Origin of the sequence: Blautia sp. BCRC 81119, from assembly GCF_003184505.1 — a bacterium.
In the GTDB taxonomy this organism is placed as follows: Bacteria; Bacillota; Clostridia; order Lachnospirales; family Lachnospiraceae; genus Blautia_A; species Blautia_A fusiformis.
On the sequence record NZ_QJHD01000004.1, the window covers coordinates 60,506 to 83,691 of the forward strand.

The 23,186-nt window shown below is 43.2% G+C and carries 19 protein-coding genes; 3 read left to right on the forward strand and 16 right to left on the reverse strand.

Features of this window, described 5'->3' with window-relative positions:
- Positions 1-3: 3 nt before the first annotated feature.
- From DMI82_RS03480 to DMI82_RS03530, 11 genes are all read right to left on the reverse strand, one after another.
- Positions 4-747 carry a 16S rRNA (uracil(1498)-N(3))-methyltransferase gene (locus DMI82_RS03480; protein ID WP_092071274.1) on the reverse strand — a complete coding sequence of 248 codons (744 nt, stop codon included), beginning with the start codon at positions 745-747 and terminating at the stop codon, positions 4-6.
- A gap of 4 nt (positions 748-751) precedes the next feature.
- On the reverse strand, positions 752-1,705 hold the full coding sequence (prmA, locus tag DMI82_RS03485) for a 50S ribosomal protein L11 methyltransferase (protein ID WP_021652332.1): 954 nt from the start codon (positions 1,703-1,705) through the stop codon (positions 752-754).
- 158 nt (positions 1,706-1,863) lie between these two features.
- On the reverse strand, positions 1,864-3,054 hold the full coding sequence (gene dnaJ / locus DMI82_RS03490; protein ID WP_110102501.1) for a molecular chaperone DnaJ: 1,191 nt from the start codon (positions 3,052-3,054) through the stop codon (positions 1,864-1,866).
- Between the two features lie 21 nt (positions 3,055-3,075).
- The gene (gene dnaK, locus DMI82_RS03495; protein ID WP_110102502.1) at positions 3,076-4,968 is read right to left on the reverse strand and encodes a molecular chaperone DnaK; all 1,893 of its coding nucleotides are present in this window, start codon (positions 4,966-4,968) and stop codon (positions 3,076-3,078) included.
- Positions 4,969-5,021: 53 nt separating this feature from the next.
- The gene (grpE, locus tag DMI82_RS03500) at positions 5,022-5,657 is read right to left on the reverse strand and encodes a nucleotide exchange factor GrpE (protein ID WP_059085388.1); all 636 of its coding nucleotides are present in this window, start codon (positions 5,655-5,657) and stop codon (positions 5,022-5,024) included.
- Positions 5,658-5,675: 18 nt separating this feature from the next.
- Positions 5,676-6,719, reverse strand: a complete 1,044-nt coding sequence (gene hrcA, locus DMI82_RS03505; protein ID WP_059085387.1) for a heat-inducible transcriptional repressor HrcA — start codon at positions 6,717-6,719, stop codon at positions 5,676-5,678.
- Between the two features lie 176 nt (positions 6,720-6,895).
- Positions 6,896-8,149, reverse strand: coding sequence for an ABC transporter substrate-binding protein (locus tag DMI82_RS03510; protein WP_242981802.1), 1,254 nt, complete (start codon positions 8,147-8,149; stop codon positions 6,896-6,898).
- Positions 8,150-8,164: 15 nt separating this feature from the next.
- Positions 8,165-9,274, reverse strand: coding sequence for a glycoside hydrolase family 172 protein (locus tag DMI82_RS03515; protein ID WP_021652327.1), 1,110 nt, complete (start codon positions 9,272-9,274; stop codon positions 8,165-8,167).
- 41 nt (positions 9,275-9,315) lie between these two features.
- Positions 9,316-10,170, reverse strand: coding sequence for a carbohydrate ABC transporter permease (locus DMI82_RS03520; protein WP_021652326.1), 855 nt, complete (start codon positions 10,168-10,170; stop codon positions 9,316-9,318).
- An 11-nt stretch (positions 10,171-10,181) separates the two neighbouring features.
- The gene (locus tag DMI82_RS03525; protein ID WP_044961978.1) at positions 10,182-11,060 is read right to left on the reverse strand and encodes a carbohydrate ABC transporter permease; all 879 of its coding nucleotides are present in this window, start codon (positions 11,058-11,060) and stop codon (positions 10,182-10,184) included.
- A 77-nt stretch (positions 11,061-11,137) separates the two neighbouring features.
- A complete protein-coding gene (locus tag DMI82_RS03530) occupies positions 11,138-12,373 on the reverse strand; it encodes an ABC transporter substrate-binding protein (RefSeq protein ID WP_015527072.1) in 1,236 nt (411 codons plus the stop codon).
- A gap of 246 nt (positions 12,374-12,619) precedes the next feature.
- Here DMI82_RS03530 and DMI82_RS03535 point away from each other — a divergent pair, with 246 nt between their 5' ends.
- From DMI82_RS03535 to DMI82_RS03545, 3 genes are all read left to right on the forward strand, one after another.
- Entirely contained in the window at positions 12,620-14,446 is a 1,827-nt protein-coding gene (locus DMI82_RS03535) for a sensor histidine kinase (RefSeq protein WP_059085385.1), read from the forward strand.
- Positions 14,421-16,016, forward strand: a complete 1,596-nt coding sequence (locus tag DMI82_RS03540) for a response regulator (RefSeq protein WP_021652321.1) — start codon at positions 14,421-14,423, stop codon at positions 16,014-16,016. The genes DMI82_RS03535 and DMI82_RS03540 overlap by 26 nt, the downstream gene beginning before the upstream one ends.
- A gap of 117 nt (positions 16,017-16,133) precedes the next feature.
- On the forward strand, positions 16,134-16,403 hold the full coding sequence (locus DMI82_RS03545) for a hypothetical protein (protein WP_110102503.1): 270 nt from the start codon (positions 16,134-16,136) through the stop codon (positions 16,401-16,403).
- Between the two features lie 86 nt (positions 16,404-16,489).
- Here DMI82_RS03545 and uvrB read toward each other — a convergent pair whose 3' ends face one another.
- The 5 genes from uvrB to DMI82_RS03575 form a co-directional block, all read right to left on the reverse strand.
- Positions 16,490-18,478 (reverse strand): excinuclease ABC subunit UvrB, encoded by a 1,989-nt coding sequence (uvrB, locus tag DMI82_RS03550; RefSeq protein ID WP_110102504.1) that lies wholly within the window; start codon positions 18,476-18,478, stop codon positions 16,490-16,492.
- A gap of 519 nt (positions 18,479-18,997) precedes the next feature.
- Positions 18,998-19,546 carry a hypothetical protein gene (locus DMI82_RS03560; protein ID WP_015527045.1) on the reverse strand — a complete coding sequence of 183 codons (549 nt, stop codon included), beginning with the start codon at positions 19,544-19,546 and terminating at the stop codon, positions 18,998-19,000.
- 32 nt (positions 19,547-19,578) lie between these two features.
- A complete protein-coding gene (locus tag DMI82_RS03565; protein WP_021652318.1) occupies positions 19,579-20,391 on the reverse strand; it encodes an HAD-IIA family hydrolase in 813 nt (270 codons plus the stop codon).
- A 161-nt stretch (positions 20,392-20,552) separates the two neighbouring features.
- Positions 20,553-21,353: a helix-turn-helix transcriptional regulator gene (locus DMI82_RS03570; RefSeq protein WP_015527044.1), complete on the reverse strand. Its 801-nt coding sequence runs from the start codon at positions 21,351-21,353 to the stop codon at positions 20,553-20,555.
- A 351-nt stretch (positions 21,354-21,704) separates the two neighbouring features.
- The gene (locus DMI82_RS03575) at positions 21,705-23,102 is read right to left on the reverse strand and encodes an MFS transporter (RefSeq protein WP_110102505.1); all 1,398 of its coding nucleotides are present in this window, start codon (positions 23,100-23,102) and stop codon (positions 21,705-21,707) included.
- Positions 23,103-23,186: the final 84 nt, after the last annotated feature.

The window sequence follows — 23,186 nt, forward strand, 5'->3', positions numbered from 1 at the left end:
AGTTTATTCATCCTCCAGTTGAAACATCAGAACAGAAAGTACTGCGAGTCCCGCAGTTTCTGTCCGTAAGATCCGGTGTCCCAGGGTGATGGGTTTCGCACCGGCTTCCATGGCATCTGCCACTTCCTGCTCTTCAAAACCACCCTCAGGGCCGATAAAGACACCGATGCTTTTTCCCGGTTCGATCGACCGGATCAGTTCTTTCGTCTCTTTCATTCCCTTTGCAAGCTCATAAGGGATCAATAGAACGTCCAGTTCTTTTGCATAGACAAGGGCTTCTTTAAAGGTCATCACAGAATGTACCTCCGGCACCAGCATACGCTTGGACTGTTTTGCCGCACTTTCTGCGATCTGCTGCCAGCGGGATACTTTTTTTTCTGCTTTTTTGTTATCCAGTTTTACCACGCAGCGTCTGGTTGAAACCGGAACTACGGAATATGCTCCAAGCTCTACTGCCTTCTGGATGATCAGCTCCATCTTATCAGCCTTCGGCAGTCCCTGAAAAAGATAAATACGGTTCTGCAGCTCATAATCCGGCTCCTGTACATAGAGGATATGAAGCAGGACTTCATCCTCCCCCGCGTTTTCGATCACACAGTGATATTCTTTTTCCTTATCGCTGATCCAGAGCTCCTCGTCTTTTTTCATGCGGAGCACATTGACAATATGATTGACATCATTTCCTGTGATACGGATCTCATGTCTGTCCCTGTCGATCTGATGAGGTTCCACAAAAAATCGCTGCATGAGATCAGTCCTTTCTTGCTGTCACAGATACCCACTCGCCCTGATGAGTCACCTCAACAAGCGTTAGTCCGGCATCTTTTACAGCCTTCACTACGACATCCTCCTTTACATCCAGGATGCCTGATGTAATGTAGTAAGCGCCTTTTTTCATCTGTGCAACGATCACCGGAGTCAGCGGTACCAGAACATCTGCCAGGATATTTGCAGTTACGATATCATATTTCTCATATCCGACCTGATTCTGAACTTCTTTGTCATCGATGATGTTTCCGATCATCATGTCAAAGGATTTCTCCTCGATCTGGTTGGCCTCCTTGTTCTCAGACACTGCCGGAACTGCACAGGGATCAAGATCTGTACCAACCACATGACCTGCACCAAGCTTCAGTGCAACGATTCCCAGGATTCCACTTCCGGTTCCCACATCAAGGATCTCCATTCCCGGCTTCACAAATTTCTTCAGCTGACGGATCACAAGCTGTGTGGTCTCATGCATTCCTGTACCAAAGGCAGTTCCCGGATCAATGTGGAGGATCATCTTGTCCTTATCTTCTGCCTTCACTTCTTCCCAGGACGGTACGATCAGAATGTCGTCTACATAGAACTGATGGAAGTACTGTTTCCAGTTATTGATCCAGTCCTTGTCCTCTGTCTGGGATTCTGTGATGGTTGCCTCTCCGATATCCACAAAGCTTCTCAGATCCTCCAGTGCAGCCTTCACATCTTTCAGGATTGCCTCGGTATCCGCATCCTCTTCCAGATAGAAGTTCAGATATGCGATCCCGTCATCTGCTGGTCCTTCCGGCATAATATCCACAAACATCTGTGCCTTATCCTCATCGGTCAGCGGCTGCTTGTCCTGGATCTCCACACCTTCAATCCCCACCTCGGCAAGTGTACAGATCACAATATCCTCTGCCTCTGTTTTTGTCTTAAGTGTAAAACGGTTCCATTTCATCTTTTATATCTCCTTATGCTGTATACACATTTACGGATTTTCATTCCAGTCTGTCGCCTGTTTTCTATTGTCCCGAAAACGGGCACTTCTTTTAATATACACGAATACAGAAAAAAAAGAAAGAGGCATTTTGTGCCTCTTTCCTGTTTTCACTTTATTTATTCCTCAAACATTTCCTTTACTTTCTCACGGAAACCTTTTTTCTTCTTTTCGGTTTTTTCGGAAGTCTCGGATGTGCTGTCCTCTGACGGACGGTTTCCACATGCCGCATCAAAAGCTTCCAGAGCTTTCTTTGCTTCCTCATTGAGATTTGTCGGAGTCTGGACTACCAGTGTTACATAGTGGTCACCACGAACGTTCTTGTTACGTAATGACGGAACACCTTTGCCCTTCAGGCGGATTCTTGTATCCGTCTGTGTTCCCGGTTTCACCTCATAGGAAACCTCACCGTCAACGGTATTAATACGCATCTCACCGCCAAGTGCAGCCTGTGCAAATGTGATCGGAGCTGTTGAAAAGATATTCATATCCTGTCTCTGGAAGATCGGATGACGGGCTACATTTACCTCAACCAGCAGATCTCCTCTCGGTCCGCCGTTGGTTCCCGGCTCACCTTTTTCACGGATACGGATACACTGACCATTATCAATACCGGCCGGTACAGATACCTGGATCTTCTTTCTGGAAGAGGTATATCCGGTTCCACGGCAGGCACTGCATTTGTCCTTGATCACCTTACCGGTTCCGTTACAATCCGGACAGGTCTGAACATTACGTACCATACCAAACATGGACTGCTGGGTGTAAACGATCTGGCCCTGGCCTTTACATTTCGGACAGGTGATCGGTGATGTTCCCGGTTTCGCTCCGGTTCCGTGACATGTGGTACACTCATCTTTGAGAACGATTTCCAGCTCTTTCTCGCATCCGAAAACCGCTTCCTCAAAAGTAATGTTCACACGTGCACGAAGGTTGGCACCCTTCATCGGTCCATTGTTGGCCCGTCTGGTTCTGCCTCCGCCGCCGAACAGGTCTCCGAAGATATCTCCGAAGATGTCTCCCATATCCGCACCGTTGAAGTCAAATCCACCAAAGCCGCCGGCACCGCCTCCGCCGCCGTTTTCAAATGCCGCATGACCAAACTGATCATACTGTCTTCTCTTGTCGGCATCACTTAAAACGGAGTAAGCCTCTGTCGCCTCTTTGAATTTCGCTTCAGCCTCTTTATCACCCGGATTTACATCCGGGTGATATTTCTTGGCCAGCTTACGATATGCTTTTTTTAATGTTGCGTCGTCGGCGTTTTTATCCACACCTAAGACTTCATAATAATCTCTTTTATCAGCCATTGTAATTATTTCCTACTTGTCTTAGACTTCCTTGTAATCAGCATCTACAACATCATCGCCGTATCCTGCTTCATTTCCGCCCTGAGCACCAGCGTTTCCGCCCATGTTGCCCATATCCGGTCCAGGACCAGCCTGACCCTGAGCTCCCTGAGTCTGCTCATACATCTTGGAGAACAGTTTCTGAGCGCTCTCCATCATCTTCTCCTGTGCAGCTTTGATATCTGCAACCTGAGAATCAGTAAGCTCCTGAGCATTTGCTGTCTGTGCAAGAAGATCTTTCAGTGCATTGAGGTCAGCCTCAACACTTGCTTTATCGTTTGCGTCAAGCTTGTCGCCAGCTTCTTTCAGTGCATTCTCAACCTGGAATACCATGGAGTCTGCATTGTTTCTTGTGTCGATCGCCTCTTTACGTTTCTTATCCTGAGCCTCGAACTCAGCTGCTTCTTTGACAGCTTTGTCGATATCGGAATCGGACATGTTAGAACCAGCTGTGATCGTGATGTGCTGCTCCTTACCTGTTCCAAGATCCTTAGCAGATACATTAACGATACCGTTGGCATCGATGTCAAATGTTACCTCGATCTGCGGAACACCACGACGTGCTGGCGGGATTCCATCCAGACGGAACTGGCCGAGGGATTTATTGTCTTTTGCGAACTGACGCTCACCCTGTACAACGTTGATATCTACAGCTGTCTGGTTGTCTGCTGCTGTGGAGAAGATCTGGCTCTTCTTTGTAGGAATTGTAGTATTTCTCTCGATCAGACGAGTTGCGATACCACCCATTGTCTCAATGGACAGAGACAGCGGAGTAACATCCAGAAGAAGGATATCACCGGCACCTGCATCACCTGCAAGTTTACCACCCTGTACAGAAGCACCAAGTGCAACACACTCATCCGGATTCAGGTTCTTGCTCGGCTCTTTGCCTGTTAACTGTCTTACCTTATCCTGTACTGCCGGGATACGGGAAGAACCACCAACCAGAAGTACCTGGCCAAGCTCGGAAGCTGTGATACCTGCATCAGACAGTGCACGACGAACCGGCTCAGCAGTCATCTCTACAAGGTCATGTGTCAGCTCATCAAATTTAGCTCTTGTAAGGTTCATATCGAAATGCTTCGGTCCCTCAGCAGTTGCTGTGATGAACGGAAGGTTGATGTTTGTTGTTGTTGCGGAAGAAAGCTCTTTCTTAGCTTTCTCAGCTGCCTCTTTCAGTCTCTGAAGAGCCATCTTGTCGTTGCTTAAGTCTACGCCCTCTGTTCTCTTGAACTCAGCAAGCATGTAATCTGTAACTTTCTTATCAAAGTCATCTCCACCAAGACGGTTATTACCAGCTGTGGAAAGAACCTCGATAACACCATCACCGATCTCAATCACGGATACATCGAATGTACCACCACCAAGGTCGTATACCATGATCTTCTGCTCTTTCTCATTGTCAAGGCCATATGCAAGAGCTGCTGCTGTAGGCTCGTTGATGATACGTTTTACATCAAGACCTGCGATCTTACCTGCATCTTTGGTAGCCTGACGCTGAGCATCGTTGAAGTAAGCCGGAACTGTGATAACTGCCTCTGTTACTTTCTCACCAAGATATGCCTCTGCATCCTTTTTCAGTTTCTGAAGGATCATTGCGGAGATCTCCTGTGGAGAATATTTCTTGTCATCGATGGTTACACGGTAATCGGTACCCATCTCTCTTTTGATAGAGGAGATCGTTCTGTCTGCATTTGTAACTGCCTGACGTTTTGCAGGCTCACCTACCAGACGCTCTCCTGTTTTTGTGAATGCTACAACGGATGGTGTTGTTCTTGCGCCTTCTGTATTTGCGATAACTGTCGGCTGTCCACCTTCCATTACGGCTACACAGCTGTTTGTTGTACCTAAGTCAATACCAATAATCTTTCCCATGATTTTTTCCTCCTGTTTTAGTCTGTATCTGTTAAAATAAAGTTTGTTGTCAGTTAGTTCGCAACCTTCACCATACTGTGGCGTACTACGAAATCCTTGTAGGTGTAACCCTTCTGGAATTCTTCCACCACGATGTTCTCTCCAACCTCTTCATCCTCCACATGCATCACTGCATTATGGAAATCCGGGTTGAATTCCTTTCCCACTGCTTCGATCGGCTTCACACCAAGCTCATCCAGTGTTGTGGTAAGCTGCTTGTAGATCATTTTCATTCCATCTGCAAAAGCATCGCCTTCCTGTGCCTGTGCAAGACCTCTTTCGAAGTTATCCACAACCGGCAGGATCTTTTCAACGATTTCTTTTGCTCCGATGATGTACATGCTGGATTTTTCTTTTTCCGTTCTTTTACGGAAATTATCAAATTCAGCCATGGTACGCTTCAGGCGATCGGTAAGTTCCTCCACCTTCTGCTCAGATTTATCTTTTTTCTTCTTTCCGAAGAAGGAAGTTTTTGATTTTTCTTCTTTTTTATCCTCTGAGGCAGCTTCTTCGCCTGGAGTATTATTTTCTTCCTCCGGCAGATCTTCTCCCTCCGGTGTCAGGTTTTCTTCTTCCTGATCTCCGTCAGTTACGGGGATTTCCTTCTCCGCTTCCTGCTCTTCGGATGTTTTCTTTGTTTCCTCCGACACTTTTTTTCTACCGCCTTTCTAAGTTTTCTTCTTTTTCAAAACGTCATCCAGATGATTCTTCAGTTCCTTCAGACTGTCCACTACATTCTCATAATCCATTCGTTTGGGACCGATGATCCCGATGGTTCCGTACATTCCGTCTCCCAGTTCATATCTGGCAGTTACAATGCTGCAGTCCTTCATGGTCTGGATTGGCATCTCATCACCGATGTAAACCTGAATTCCTGTATTCTCTCCATCTGACATCTGTTCTTTTACAAGATCGGCAAGTTCATGCTTCTCCTCAAATGCGGAGATCAGCTCCGTTGCCTTCTCTTTATCGGCAAGCTCCGGATACTTGAAAATGTTAGTTGCACCTGAAGTATAGATCTCCATATCTTCCTCTTCCACATGAATGGTGGCTGCCACTGCATCCAGAACCGTTGCCACCACACCGCTGTGGCTGCCTGCCTGTTCCTTCAGTCTGGCGATCATCCCAAGGTTGATATCCTGGATTGGAATCCCATTGAGATTGGTGTTAAGAAGAAGATTCAGTTTCAGGATCGTCTGGTCGTCCATTTCCTCATCCAGATTGATGATCTGGTTCCGGACTGTGTTGTTGTCACTGACAACCACTGCCACAAGCTGAAGCTCGCTCATCCTCGACAGCTGGATGAACTTGACCTTGTTGCCGCTGTACTGCGGAACGGAAACCATGGTAGCATAGTTGGTATTGGAAGCAAGAACCTTCGCAACCTTCTTAAGCACCTTATCCATCTTATCTGTCTTCTCAATGATCAGATCTCGCAGCTCTGCGACCTCCGCTTCCTTCTCCTTCATCAACTCATTGACGTAAAGTCTGTAGCCCTTATCTGAAGGAATCCTTCCTGCTGAGGTATGAGGCTGGACGATATAGCCCATATCTGTCAGGTCTGACATTTCATTTCGGATCGTTGCGGAACTGACATTGAGATCCGCATACTTGGAAATGGTCCTGGAACCAACCGGTTCTCCGGTTTCCATATAGGTCTTGATGATTGCTTTTAAGATTTTTTGCTTGCGCTCATTCAACACCTCTTCCATGAATCCATCTCCTTTCCTTTTTATTCTTTCCTGACGGATGTTGATTCTTTTTTTACATCTGTTAGCACTCATTTTAGTGGAGTGCTAACATCTACAGTCTTTAAGATATCACCATGTAAAATATTTGTCAATATGTTTTGAAAAAAAGTTCTTATTTTTTCAAAACAAAAAAAGCATCAGTACGATGCTTTTTTGTAATACTGGTCTATGCAGTTCTGTGCCCCGGCAAAAAATTCCGCTTCTGTTTTCTGTCCCAGCATATATTTCTGAAATTCCGTTCCCATGGACGAAACGGCTTCTATGGAATCGGCACACAGTGGTCTTGCTTTCAGCTTATAATCTTTCAGATATTGCCGGATCATTTCAATGCCATCCAGATCAAAATTCTTATCCTCGATCACATCCAGTCTTGCCGGACACATTTTTATCAGCTGTCCGTAATTTTTACTGGCCTCATATCCGGACACATACTGAAGGAACTTCAGAGCTGCTTCTTTATGATCAGAATTTTTATTCAGTACATACTGCCAGGTTGCGATATTGGTCACCTTCTCGTCAAATTCCGGAAATGGTGCCATATGGATCTTATCTTTTCCATACACGCCTGCATTCTGAAAAGTACTCAACACACCGGTATACATAAACATACATCCATACTGGCCGTTTATAAATTTTTCATTCAGCTGGTCATGCTGGTCGATCAGATTCTCCTCTGATATCATCCCTGTATCCAGCATTCGCTTCATATATTCTGCCGCTTCTCTTGTTTTCGGATCCGTCCAGTCTGTATAATCTCCTCCGAAAAAATCGACATACTCGCTGATACTATTATATATGTGAGAAATCTCCCATGCATCCCCATATGCATATTTTCCCGTATTCTGAAGCTTTTTCTGAAGGATCTCAAGATCACTGAGACAGGAGAGTCTGTCCAGACCAGCCTGATCCAGCAATTCCTGGTTCACCCAGAATGCCATGATATCCATCCTGAACGGTACCGAAAAAATATGTCCGTCTGACATGCATATTTCTTTCAGGTATTCCTGCAGAAAATTCGCCGCTGTCTCCTCTGTCATAACCGTATCTTCCAACGGAAGAAGAAATCCCTTATGTTTAAATTCGGATATCATCTCATCATTTACTGTGATCAGATCAACAGAATCATCTCCTGATGTCAGAAGAGTTGCTATTTTGGCCTGGCGATTGTCCGCATTGGCCGGACATTTTTCAATATGGATCTTTATTCCAAGATCTTTTTCCGCCTGGCTGATAAAAGAATCAAAGCCTTCTGTGCCTGCATCCACATGAAGGATCGTCAGTTCCTGTCTGTTCTCCGGCACAATATCAGATGCAGCCTCCTTCTTCTGGGCTCCACATCCTGTCACTGCCAGAGCCAGGGCAAATACCCCGCAAAATACCTGTTTTTTCAATCTCTACCACCCTTTTTATCTGGGCCATCTATCCTCTTTTGACATCAACGGCTGGAACGGTGCATGAGGAAGTGTCTGATACCAGTACGCTACACTTGCCACATCATCCTGTCGTTCAAACAGGCCACGGTATCCGACGCCTATCTGCTGAATCGTAACGCGAAGATCCTCTTCAAAGCAGATTGGATCCTGTAAATGCCATCTGTAAAAGCCTCTCATTGGCGGGCAGTCATCATTATGATAAAAATTGTGGATCAGCTCGTCATGGGCAGAATAATACGGATATCCCAGATACGGCGTGTTATAATTCTGTTCCACGGTTTTTCCATCCACCTGTTTGGCAAAACTCCAGGAACCACCAAAGTAATCTTCCGTTCCTGTTCCACAGATGGTCGGATACTCCTCATCTCCGTCAATATAAAACTTCATTTCTCCCTCGCCCCACCAGTAACGTTCCAGTGTGGTAAGTGCCATGTAGGTTCCTATATAATGGCCTTTTCCTTTTACTCCATCCAAAATTGTATAATCTTTTGTTTTTTCTGTCAACCGTTCCCTTCTCCACTGCGCATGGAAATAAGCAATATCGTCCGGAAGCTCATCATAGAGACAGTAATCTACCTGATAAAAGAAAGCCGGGATTTTATTTGCATGCTGGTTTTCCAGTGTGATCTTTGCTTTCTTCTTAAACGGCATCGGGAAATAGCAGTTAAAGCCCCTGTTTGGAACAACAGCCACCGGAACAGAATTTACAAAACATTCCCTTCCGAATCCGCAGCAGAAGAAATCACCCAGAGGACTTTCCACGGAAGGAGTTTCCTCGTCATCCCAGTACATACGGATTACAAGATCTCTCAGTACAAAGCAATCTGCCTCTGTAGTCTTGTTATCAACGGTGATCCAGATATGATTGATCTGTCCCGGTCCTTCCATTTCTGCCAGAGTTACCACAGTTCCCGGCTCAATATCCCTGAGACACGGGCTTCCTTTTCTGGACGGTCCCAGATGACTTGCAGCCATACCGCCTCTGCCTTTTTCTCCATGAGGATTTTCTGCGTTGATCGCACGGCTTTTTCCATGCTTTGCAAGTGCGATCCCTCCCAGTCCGCCTGTAAATGCCTGATACATATCTGTTTTCTCCTCTCTTTTGGAAATTAAAAATATTATATTTACGCTTTTACTCCACCTGCCATGATACCATCCATGATCTGTTTCTCAAAAACAGCTACAAAGATAATGATCGGAAGAAGGATGATCCATCCCATGGCGCTGACCAGATCCCACGGAACTCCATACATGTTGTCACGTAACGGAAGCTGTACGATGGAAACAGAAAGTACCTGAATACCATTTGAATAAAACAACGGTGTGAAAAAGTTATTCAGACAGGTAATAAAGTTGATAATGCAAACCGTAGCGATTGCCGGCTTCATCAGCGGCAGAACGATCGTAAACAGTCTCTGTGAAAAAGATGCGCCGTCAATAGCAGCTGCCTCCTCCAGTGAGATCGGGATCTCACCGACAAAGTTTCTGAGGATCAGAACCGTAAACGGTATAACGGTACTGATATAAAGAAGGATAAGTCCCGGATATGTATCATACAGCTTTACCTTCTGCATAAACTCATACAGCGGGCGGGCTGTGACAACCTCAGGGATCAGCATGGTAGCCAGAACAAACGCAAATGCAACAGAAACTCCCTTTGAGTTAAATCTTGAGAAGCCATAGGCAGCCATTGCACACAGCACGGTACTGATCACAAGTGTAATGCCTACGATCAGAACTGTATTTCCGATCTTTGAAAGCAGTCCTACATTCTGTATCAGAAATTTATAGCTTTCCAGTGTGGGATGATCCGGAAGATAATCGATCGGTGTTTTAAACAGTTCTCCTGACGGTGTGATCGAAGAAATAAAGATCCAGTAAACCGGGAACAGGATCAGAAAAGCCACAACTGCAAACAGAACCCATCTTCCAACGGCTACCACTCCATGATAAACATTATATTTTCCTGTATTCTTCACGATAATTCCCCCTAACTGTCAAACTTATTCATAACACGTATATTCAGCCAGCTGAAGATCGCCATTACAACAAACAGCAGCATAGCCAGCGCCGAAGCATATCCTACGTTTAGATTTGTAAATGCTTCTGTTGTGATTCTGTATGCGATCAGCGCAGTATCCTCTCCAGGGCCTCCAGATGTCATGGAATAAACCAGATCGAAGGTTGTCAGTCTCCAGAGTGTGAACGGAATACATAAAGTCAGGACATTTTTTGCGATCAGCGGAAGTGTGATCCGGAAAAAGCTCTGGATCCCGTTTGCACCGTCTACCTTTGCTGCCTCATAGATATCGCCGGAAATAAACTGAAGTCCGGAAAGTACAAGAATTGCAAAGAACGGAAGGTCCTTCCACAGGTCCATTGCAATTACCGCTGCTCTTGCAGTACCTGTATTGATCAGCCAGCTGTTCTGGTAACCCGGTACAAACCAGCGGATAAAATCATTGATCAGACCATAATCATTGTTAAATGCCCATTTTGCAGCCATACCGGCTACTACTGCAGGCATAGCCCACGGGATCAGCACGATGGTCCTCAGAAAACGGCGGCCTTTGAATTTCATATTCAGGATCAGTGCCAGGATAACTCCGAGGATCACATGAAAGATCATGGAAGCAACCACAAATATTGCCGTAAAGCTGATCGATGTGAGCACTTTAGGATCAGAAAATACCTTCAGGTAATTCTTGAAGCCTATAAATTCATTGATACCTGCAAGGATACTGATATTAAAGAAGCTGTTTTTCACAGTCATCAGAATGGGATATACTGTTGTAAAACCTCGAATCAGTACAACCGGCAGGATCAAAAGCCATGGTATCCACTTCATATTTTTTTTGCTTATTGTCATGGAACTTTCCTCCCTGTTCATCAAGCAATGTAAAGCAGACTTTTACCTCTGCTTTACATTGCTGTTTTTTATATCTTTTACTTATACATATCTACCACATCCTGAGCCTTCTTGCAGAACTCATCAACTGTAATCTCGTCTTTCATACAGGACTGGAAGATTGTTCCCATATCGCTGATAAATTCCATTGTCTGTGCCACCATCGGACGTCCCTGTACATTGCATTCATTTGCATATCTGCTGTACATTTCTTTTGCCGGGTCAGAATCCGGAACTACCTTCTCTGCAACATCCTTTCTTGCAGGATATCTGTCAAATGCTTTATAGGAAGCTTCCATTCCGCCTTCATCAGCCATATACTGGAGGAATTTCACAGCTGCATCTTTATTCTTGGATGCTTTGTTGAGAACATAGCTCCAGGAATCTGTAAAGATCGCACGCTCTCCCTTGCCGCTGAAATCCGGTACCATTTCCATGTGGATCTTATCTGCGCCAAGCATATCTGCCTTTGCATAATCTGTTCCAAGGCCCCACATGAACCAGCATCCGTATTTTCCGTCATTGATCTTCGGATTCATCTGCTCATATTTATCAGCGATCTGCTCGATGGATGTTTCTTTATCAGCAACCAGATCGTGGAGGAACTGAACTGCTTCCTTGTTTTCCTCTTTGGTCCAGTCAAAATAATCGCCGCCGAACATGTTTACAAACTGTGCAAGCTCGTTAAATGCATAAGTTTTCTCCCAGGAACCGCCGTAGCCGAATCTTCCGTCCTTGGAAACAGCCTTCATATACTTCATGAAATCCTCTTTTGTATCAATGGATTTGATTCCGACCTCATCCATGATCTCCTGATTTACCCAGAATGCAAAATATCCTGTATAGCCTGGAACACCGATAATGTTTCCGTCCTTATCTGTGATCATATTCTTTACATATCCCTGGGCAAACTGATCAGCGATATCATCTGTCATTACTGTATCATTCAGTCCTTCCAGCCATCCGGAATTTTTAAATGCCGCACTCATCTCATCGTTGATCTGAATGACATCCACGGAAGCATCTCCTGTGGAAAGCATTGTGGTGATCTTCTGCTGACGGGTATCTGTATCTGTAGGTGCCGCAATTACATTAATGTTCAGGCCCGTGGCATCTTCCACATTTGCAAGCCAGTCCTCAAAATCCGGGTCTGTGGTGTCGATGCTGTATAAGGTAAGATCATATTTCTCCTCTGCGGAAACAGTAACCACGTTACCTGCCATACCCACAACCATCGCTGCTGCCAAAACTGCACTCATTACTTTTTTCTTCATATCTTTCTTCCTTTCTGGACATTTTCGTGTTTGTCCACACCTGTTTTTGATGGTTTAAGGATACCAGAGAGCCCCCTCATTCTAAATACAATATTTTATGATTTCTTTATATTATTTTTCGTTCTCTTGTATTTTTGTTGTTAATTTTTTATAATCCTTTTATATAATCTATATTTGTAACGGCTTTTTTTCACAGCTGGATTCGGTTTCATTAATTTGTTTTCGACATAAAGGAGAGTATGTACTATGAAATTCCACAAATGTATCCCACCCATTTTTTCCTCATTTCGCTATAAGCTCCTGCTCGCATTTCTGATCGCAACTATGGTACCTCTGATTTCCCTGACCTTCATCAGCTATCACATTTCCTATAACATTGCCAGAGATCGTATCATCGATTCTGCCGTAATGACTGACAAGCAGCTGGTCTCTCAGCTGAACGACCGCCTCGGTCAGGTTGAAAATGTAGCAGATACCATACAGTTTCAAATGTACTCCCTAAATCAGCCTTCCTCTAATAAGGTAGATGCACTGAAAAAATTCACCACTGTAAAAAACAATATTTCGCTGTATAAATCCACATTCGATTTCTTCCATATATATGTTTTTCTGCAGCCCGATCAGCTCGGTTCAAAAGAAAGCCTGTACTTCTTTTCCACAGATGAGCTTTCTGCATATGGTCTGGATAAAAATATTGTTTCCGGTTCAGGCTTTTCCTCTGTCTGGATACCGGTTTCCAATATGCCTCTGCCTAAAATACTGTCCACAAAAAAATCATCTGCCGATGTGATCCTCTGCGTCCGGGCACTGAAAAATCAGGCCACCGGTATTCTGGAATACGCCTACGGCATTGCTCTGGACACCTCAGAGCTTACCACTTATCTGCAGCCTGCTGCTTTGGATTCCCGCATATACAGCTACATTCTCACAGATCACGGAGAGATTGCAGCAAAAAATACATCCTCACTGAATTTATCCGGAATTTCCAAAGCACAGTTTCAGAAACTCAAAGGAAATGCAGATTCTTCTTTTCACAGCGGCGACAAATATTATAACTGCTGCACCTTAAGCAATGGCTGGCTTCATGTTACCGAAATCCCGGAAAGCTATATTCAGGGCAACACGCACATCCTGATCCGTGCCTTACTGATCACTGTCCTTATTTTCTTGCTCCTTACTGTTATCATCGTTATCCTGTTTTCCGAAAATCTTACCCGGAAGATCACTGCACTTTCCTATGCAATGGAAGCCTTTCAGCTGGGATATGACCCGGAACATCTATCTATCGTTACTGTTCCCCACCCGGATGATCCTTCCAGGTATGATGAGATTGACAGACTGGGCATCACCTTTGAAGATATGCAGCACACAATAGCCGGAAACCTGAAGTCCATTGTAAATCTTTCCGTAAACGAAGAACGTCTGAAATACCAGCTGCTCCAGTCACAGATCAATCCGCATTTTCTTTACAATATCCTGGGATCGATCCGTACCTGCCAGTCCCTTGGAAAGCTTGACATTGCTGATCAGATGATTGCAAATCTGACTGCCTTTTACCGTCTTACCCTGCGTAAATCAAAGGAACTTATTCCTATTAAAGATGAATTGGAAATTGCCCGGCTTTATCTGGAAATGGAAAAGCTCTGTCATAAAGATAATCTGGACTGGGAGATCGAAGCAGAAGATGGAATCGAAAATTTCCTGATCTGCAAGTTTACACTTCAGCCATTTCTCGAAAATTCCATTCTGCACGGGATTTCTTCGGGCACACCAGCTGTTTTCATTTCGATCCATGTTCTTTATGGCGATGATACGGTTGTGATCTCCATTGAGGACAACGGTGCCGGCATGGACTCCGAAACCCTTGCACAGCTGCGCCATGCTATTGAGCATAATGTTATTGATTATGAGAAGCATTTTGGAATTTCCAACGTAAGTTCCCGTATTTCCAACCCATTATACGGAAACGGTTCCGTAAGGATCCGCAGCAACCCCGGAAACGGCACATACGTCACCATTGAATTCGAACAGATGGAGGAAGATATCGATGAAAAAAATAATGATCGTAGATGATAATTACTTATCTGCAGAAGGTATCGAAAAAAACATAGACTGGGAAACACTGAATGCAGAGATCATCCATGTCTGCTACAATGGAACCTCTGCTATCGAAGCCATGAAAAAAGAACCGGCAGATCTGATCATTTCTGACATTGAAATGCCTGATCTTGACGGCATTTCCATGAGCCGTCAAGCTCTTGAGATCAATCCTATGGTGAAGATCATCCTGATCAGTGCCTATGATAAATTTGAATATGCAAGACGCGCTCTGCTCCTCGGTGCTCTGGATTATATCGAAAAGCCTCTGGATTATGCCTATCTTATCCAGAAGGTAAAAAACGCTTTTGCACTGATGGAAAAGGAACAGAAAAATCTCCAGCTTCTGAAACAAAGCAGGCCTCTTCTTACGGAAAAATTTTTCCGCGAGATCACACACCTTCCGTCTTCTGAAGCAGCCTACCGACTGAAGCCTTATCTTAAGTATCTGAACCTGGAGCTGAATTATGATTTTTATACAGTTGTTATTCTGGAGCTTGAAAATGCTCCGGATCTAAAAGCTGTTTACGGGATTGAAAAGTTTCAGATGGAGCTTTTCAACCTTCAGGATCTGATAACTGAGGAAACCGCTTCTCTTGATTTTGTGTATCTTCTCCCGGATATGGATGGCTATCTGTGCATTCTGGGACACAGCGGCTGTCAGTCCAACAGCTTCCGCCAGCTTACCAGCGGACTTATTTCCTCAATCGCAGATGCCTGCCAGCCACTGGGACTTTCTCTCAACGCAGGTATTGGAACAATTGTCCAGGATTTTTGGAACCTGAACCATTCTTATAAAAGCGCCGTACATGCACTGGAATACAGATTCTTTTTCCCGCATCAGAATATCTTTGACGGAAGAGAGGCTCTGGGTTCCGATCTGTCTGTTGCAGATTTTTCAGATACAAAGGAGGATGAACTGATCCGGCTTCTCTGCAAAAAGGATACCGCTGCCATAGATCTCTGGTTTCAGAATTTTTCCGACTGGCTCACTCAGAAATTTCGCACAAAGAATTTCGCTTTCATACAGATTTATTCTCTTCTTGGCCGGATCCTGAAATTTTTCTATGAATTAAATCTGGATACGCATGACCTTGAAGCTAAAATTTTGTATGTTTACAACCACATAAATGAGTTTCATAATACGGAAGAGCTATGTCAATGGCTGAAGGATCTGTGCCATCTTTTATGTCGGAAGCTTGATTCCTCCATGAATGATTATCACCAGAAGCTCTGCGAACTGGTGATTTCCTATATCAACGAACACTACACTGACAATACGCTCTGCCTCAATGATATTGCTGCCTCTGCCAATGTAAGCCCTGCTTATTTAAGTGCTCTTTTCAAAAAAAATCAGGGAATCAGTCTCAGTGACTTTATCACATCTCAGCGAATTTCCGCAGCCGCCCGTTACCTGACTACGACTACTATGAGTCTGAAGGAGATCAGCCTGAAATGTGGTTATGCCAATCAATATTATTTCAGCACCAGCTTCAAAAAGAAAATGGGGATCACACCTTCCGCCTATCGGGAACAGCATACATAACTTCTTCTCTTCTTTATAACAAAGTTACTGGCACAAATGCCAGTGCCCTTCTCCGGAATTTTACTTATAATCAATCAATAAAGAGAACCATCATATTTTTTCGAAGGAGGGATCGCTATGAAAAAATGGAAAAAAATCCTGATATCTCTGATAACAGTCTTTGTACTGACCATGCTTCCGGCAGAATCGGCAATTCTGCCTGGCACAGTCTGTGTTACAGAGGCCGCTCCCAGGATTAGTTCTTCCAAGCTAAGGCAGATTCTGACACAAAAAGATGCTTCCGAGCTTGCCAACGACACTCTGGATATGGCTGTTCCATATTGGGCTGATCTTCTCAAGGGCTCCAGCATCACCCTGCGCTCCCTGGGCTTTTCAACTACAAAATAAGCTTTTCCCAAAAACAGATCGAACATACCCGGCAACACCCCTGGCTGTAACAGCCAGGGGTGTTGTACTGTCAGCTGCTTTGCAGCCTATTCCGTTAATTCTTCCAGATTCTTTTTTAATTCGAGCATCTTGTCTCTCAGCTCAGCAGCCTGCTCGAAATTCAGGTCTGCTGCCGCAGCACGCATCTGCTTCTCTACCTGAGCGATTACCTTCGTCAGTTCTTTTCGGTTCATGGATTCCGGATCCTTTTTAAGCTTCACTTCTGTCTCTGCCACCTTCTTCGAAACAGCGATCAGATCACGGACCGCCTTCTTGATCGTGGTTGGAGTGATGCCATGCTCCCTGTTGTAAGCCTCCTGTATCGCTCTCCTTCTTTCTGTCTCCGAGATTGCTTTTTCCATGGATTCTGTCATATTATCTGCATACATGATCACATGGCCTTCGCTGTTCCGGGCAGCACGGCCGATAGTCTGTACCAGGGATGTTTCCGAACGAAGGAAGCCTTCCTTATCTGCATCCAGGATCGCTACCAGCGTGATCTCCGGAATATCCAGTCCTTCTCGCAGAAGGTTGATCCCGACTAGCACATCAAACACATCCAGGCGCATATCGCGGATGATTTCCGCACGTTCCAGAGTGTCAATGTCTGAATGAAGGTATCGGACACGGATTCCCAGATCCTTCATATAATCGGTAAGGTCCTCTGCCATACGTTTGGTCAGGGTCGTGATCAGGACTTTGTTTTTCTTTTCAATTTCCTTATTTACTTCTGCTACAAGATCATCGATCTGTCCTTCGATCGGACGCACCTCCACCTTCGGATCAAGAAGCCCTGTAGGACGGATGATCTGCTCTGCGCGGAGAAGCTCATGGTCATATTCATATTCTCCCGGTGTCGCAGATACAAACATTACCTGGTCAAGCTTGTTCTCGAATTCATCAAAGCTCAATGGACGGTTATCCTTGGCAGACGGAAGTCGGAAGCCGTAATCCACCAGTGTCTGTTTACGGCTCTGATCACCGGCATACATACCGCCAACCTGGGGAACTGTCTTATGGGACTCATCTATAATAAGTAAAAAATCATCTCCGAAGTAATCCATCAGTGTATACGGCGGCTGCCCCGGTGCAAGCCCTGTCAGGTGTCTGGAATAGTTCTCGATCCCGGAGCAGAATCCCGTTTCCTTCATCATTTCCACATCAAAGTTGGTACGCTCCGCAATTCTCTGAGCCTCGATCAGCTTATCCTCACTTTTAAAGTATTCCACCTGCTGCTTCATCTCTTCCAAAATGGCATCTGCTGCACGACGGATCTGCTCCTGAGGCACAACGTAATGAGATGCAGGGAAAATCGCTGCATGGCTTTCCACACTTTTGATCTCTCCGGTAAGCACATCGATATCTGTGATACGCTCGATCTCATCTCCGAAAAACTCCACCCGTACTGCCCGGTCTGTAGAATTCGCCGGAAAGATCTCCAGCACATCACCCCGGACACGAAAGGTTCCACGGTGAAAATCCATCTCATTTCTTGTGTACTGGATATCGATCAGCTGTTTGATAACCTCATCACGGTCCTTCTCCATTCCAGGGCGAAGAGAGATCATCATATCAAAAAACTCCTGAGGTGCACCTAAGCCATAGATACAGGATACCGACGAAACCACGATCACATCCTTGCGCTCACATAAGGCTGCTGTGGCGGAGAGACGGAGCTTATCGATCTCATCGTTAGTGGATGCGTCCTTAGCGATGTAGGTATCTGTGGACGGGACATAAGCCTCCGGCTGGTAGTAGTCGTAGTAGGAGACAAAATATTCCACTGCGTTCTCAGGAAAAAATTCTTTCATCTCGCCGTAAAGCTGGGCCGCCAGTGTTTTATTGTGGGCAAGTACCAGAGTTGGTTTATTTAACTTGGCAATGACATTCGCCATTGTGAAAGTCTTACCGGAGCCAGTAACACCAAGCAAAGTCTCGAACTGGTTGCCTTCTTTAAATCCCTCGACCAATTTCTCGATGGCCTGGGGCTGATCGCCGGTTGGCTTGTATGGGGCTTTTAATTTGAACTCATTCATGGTAAATCCCTCCATTTGTGACTTTTACTATGATCATTATCAGCCAAAAATTCGTATCCAGATTCGTAACGAAAAGCTCATTTTTATAGTGAATAGATGTGTTTCTCACCTCGTTACGAATAAAAGTCACAAAACTAATATTTGCGGATAAAACAGCACTCGGAAATACCTGAAAATACTAACCTCCGGTCCTGTCATATTTTTAATGTTTGTTCTTGTAACAGTCCCTATTATATCAAATAAATTTTTGAAAGTATATAGATTAACTCAAGAAAAAAAGTACAAATGTTCGATTCTTATTTGTACTTTTTTCTTTTGCCGTCGTACGGCAGATAATTATTTCTTATTTTTAATTGAAAAAGAATTTTTATAATATCGCTTATTTTTATATTTGAAAAGTTATCCCGCTTTTGCTTACCATATTATTTTCTTAAATTAACATTCATGTAACGCCCAATATTACGCAAATTCATCGAGTCCTCTACAAACTGAAGTTCATCCCAATATGCAGACCTTTGATTATACACGCTTATAAATTATTGGTTCATCATATCCAAAAGTTCTCTTTCCATTAACTTCCATGCTTTCCGATACTTCCAGAAAATTGTTGGAAAACTTTTCCCAAAGTTTGAATGTCATTACCGGAGAGAACTGGCTTGTGCTGCCTCCCTCCCAGATTCCGTCCTTTTCATGATAAAGTGCCGGATTAAATTTTTCAGATTTTTCTAGTTTAGAGTAATCAACATTCTTCATAGAATCATATGAAAATGTATTTTTATCTTCTCCTTTTGGAATTTTATAAGAAGAAAGTAAAATTCCCTGTTCTATTTCCGTGATAAGGAAAAGATGTGGAGATGCATGACGTTTTCCATTAATTTCATAATAACTCTCTTCAACAACAAATTTTCCTTTGAAATCTTCAGGAAGGTTATTTATTTTGTCATTACAGATTGTATTTACATGTTCCGCATATGGATATGTTTTCCCTTCTGCCTGCATCTTATTAAATTGATCCTTATTATCAAAATGTCCTGTCATCATTCCTACAAAATTATCAAGTTTCATCATATACTTTACCTCCTGGTATTTGCCTAATCACACTATTCCTCTTTTGCTTTTGCCATACTGGCGATATCTCCCACTCCATTCAATACCATTGTCGGAAGATAAGCATAAGTTTTGAGTGTATCCTTCGTTGAACATCCAGAGAGAACCAATACAGTAGACATACCACTTTCCATTCCTGAAATCACATCTGTATCCATACGATCCCCAACCATTACAGCTTCTGCTGAATGACATCCAAGCATATTCAATCCTGTTCTCATCATCAGTGGATTCGGTTTCCCACAGAAATATGCCTGTGTACCTGTTGCCATTTCTATAGGTGCAATCAATGCACGACAAGCAGGAGCGATGCCGTTCTCAATCGGTCCAGAAACATCTGAGTTTGCTCCGATCAGCTTTGCACCTTTCAGAACTAAATTCGTTGCTTTTGTTAATGTATCCAATGAATAGGAGCGTCCCTCTCCCACAACAACATAATCCGGATTTACATCATTCATTGTGATACCTACATCATAAAGTGCATTTAACAGGCCGGCTTCTCCTATCACAAACGCCGAACAGCCTGCCGCCTGTTCTTTTAAAAATGCGGCTGTTGCCAATGCACTGGTATAAAAATGTTCTTCTGGCACATCAAGTCCCATCCTAGCCAGTTTCTGATTTAATTCTCGTGGTGTATATCCACTATTATTTGTCAAAAACAAATATTCTTTCTTTTCATCATGCAACCACTGGATGAATTCTGGAACACCTGGCAATATCTGATTGCCATGATAGATCACACCATCCATATCACAGATGAATCCTTTTTTTTCATTAAAATCGATTATGGATTTTATCATGTTCATGTGCGCCCTGCCTTTCTTGTTTCTTTAGAATACACCTTACTCTTTTCATAATAGAATAAAACTCTTTTTTCTACAAATACTTTTATATTATATCATCCACACATGAAATCAAATACATAGCACTGTAAAATCAAAGTAAATATTTCGATCAACAGAACCTTTTATGACAACATCTCTTTCACACAAGTACTTCGATAATCACTTGGTGATATTTTATATCTTTCTTTAAATACTCGGTTAAACGTTCTCTGACTTTCAAATCCACTATCCAGACAAATATTTGTAATAGAATCACTCGTATTTTCCAAACGATGGCATGCATAGTTCAGCCTTGCATCGTTAAGATATTGATTAAAGTTTCTATGGAATGTCTTGGAAAAGAGTCTGGATAAAACATATTTGCTCACGCCCAGGTCTTTTGCCATCTCTTCCAACGAAAACTTCTTCTTGAAATTTGCTGATATATAGGAAACTGTCTGGTAAATAAGATCGTTGCTCCCCACACTGCTCTTTTCTACCAAATTTAATTTTCCTATGCAGCGTGCCAACACAATTTGAAGATATGCCTGTGCAACAGTAATATCCGACTGTTCTGTCTCTAAAATTGCATTTATAACCCTATATACCTCCGGTTCAACCTTTTCCGCTTTGATGATTGGGTATTCAGGAGCCATGGATTGCATGATATCTGCAAATTTGGCTATCGTAAATGGCGATGCAATCAGATAAGTCGCTTTATTTACACCGGGTGTCAGTACCTGATAGTGATGAATAACATCTGGAAATACAAAGCCTATATCTCCTTTTTCCATATGGTATAGTTCCTGTCCGACACCAAGTTCTAATGATCCACTTGTTACACAAACGATCTCCAGTGCATTATGAAGATGTGGTTCAATATGTTTTGACTTCCTATTTATTGCTATGATCTCCTCTTTTGTGTCAACATATTTTAACTGCATGAAATACTCCCCTTTGCAACATTTGTCTATATCTTCTTTCGATTTGGCAAGCAATCCTTTTACACCTATCTTATAATCAACTTGTAAATAAGGAAAGGAGGAATTGCAAATGAGCAACCTAAAAAAATATCTGAATGGCCTTTTAGTATTCTACACTGAATATTTTGAGCATCCTTACCATGTATAAATACTAAAAGGACTATTTTGTGAAAACTGAATATTTTCTTAAGGCCATTTCACAAAAATGAAGTGGTCCTTTTTTATTTTCAAAATACAGTTCAATCACTTTATATATAGAAAAAAGCACTGTCTCATCGAGCAACGACCAGACAACGCTTTCTCCTGTCAATTCTAATTTATGTCTGATGCATCTGTTACTTCATCTGCAGCAATTTCTTTTTCTGCTTTCAGTTTTTTATTTGCATCTTCTACATTCATTCTTGAAAGTACAAACATAATCAATACATCAAAGATTAACGGAAGCCAAAGATACATAAACTGCATCATATCAAGTGCAGACTGCGGCTGAGTTGCATTTGTTCCGATATATCCACTGAACTCAAGCAGCCATCCAACAACAGCGGTTCCAATACCTCCACCGATTTTTACGCCAAGAGAAGTACAAGAGTACATCGTTCCGTCAATTCTCTTTCCCTGTGTAAGATAAGTGTACTCAGAGCAGGATGCGATAACTGCATTCATATCTCCCTGCCATGGTCCCTGACCTAAGGCTGCAAGAGCTGTAAATGCCATCATCAGCGGAACACTGCCCATATATCCTGCAACAACAACAAGTGCTCTACCGATGACTGCTAAGACATAACCTCTTAAGTTCAGTTTATACATACCTTTCCACTTACCAACTAATGTCGGTGTGAAAATCAGGGCAATGATCAGTGGAATATTTACTGCCCATGCAAATTGTCCAAACAAATTCTTATTTTTCAGTACCCATGTCATGTAATAAATGCCAGCTCCAATCATGGCACTATATAACTGCTGTAAAATATATGTTCCACAAATCATCATGTAATATTTGTTTTTAACAAGAAGCTTGAATGCCTGTACCATTCCGTACTTTTCATTATCATCCTTTACTTCTCCTTCGTTAAGTTCTTCCTCCGGAAGTTCCTTAACAGAAAGTGCTGAAATCGTATTTATGACAAGACCAATGATTGCATAGATAATAGCAACCGTTCTCCATGCCGCAGCATCTCCACCACATTTATCTACAAATCCAACTGTAATCGCCTGAATCAGAAGACTTGTTGAAAACGCAAAAATAAAACGGTAAGATCCCATCTGCACACGCTCTTTGCTGTTCTTTGTAATCAGTGACGTAAGTGCTGAGTAAGCAATATTGTTTGCTGTATAAAACACACCATTTAACAGTGTATAAGAGATAAAGAACCATGCGTATTTAGCCGTTGTTCCAAAGCTGACTGGTACTGCAAAGCAGCAGACCAGCGTAATGGCACAACCAATGTATCCGTATAGCATCCATGGCTTCGCTTTTCCCATTTTACTGTGTGTTTTGTCAATCATTGATCCAAAAAATATATCCGTAAAACCATCAAATAGTTTTGATACGGCAATCAGGGTACCTACGACACCTGCAGCAAGTCCTACTGAGTCCGTCAGATAGACCATCATAAAAGATGTCAGGAAGGCATAGACTACATTACCTGCAATATCACCTGATCCATATCCAATTTTGTTATACCATTTCAAATACTTTTTTTCTTCCATCGAATTTCTTTGCTCCTCATCTTCATCGCACTTAGAATTTCAAGATGTCTAACAGAGTATGATGTCTAATTCTAGTTTTTTCTC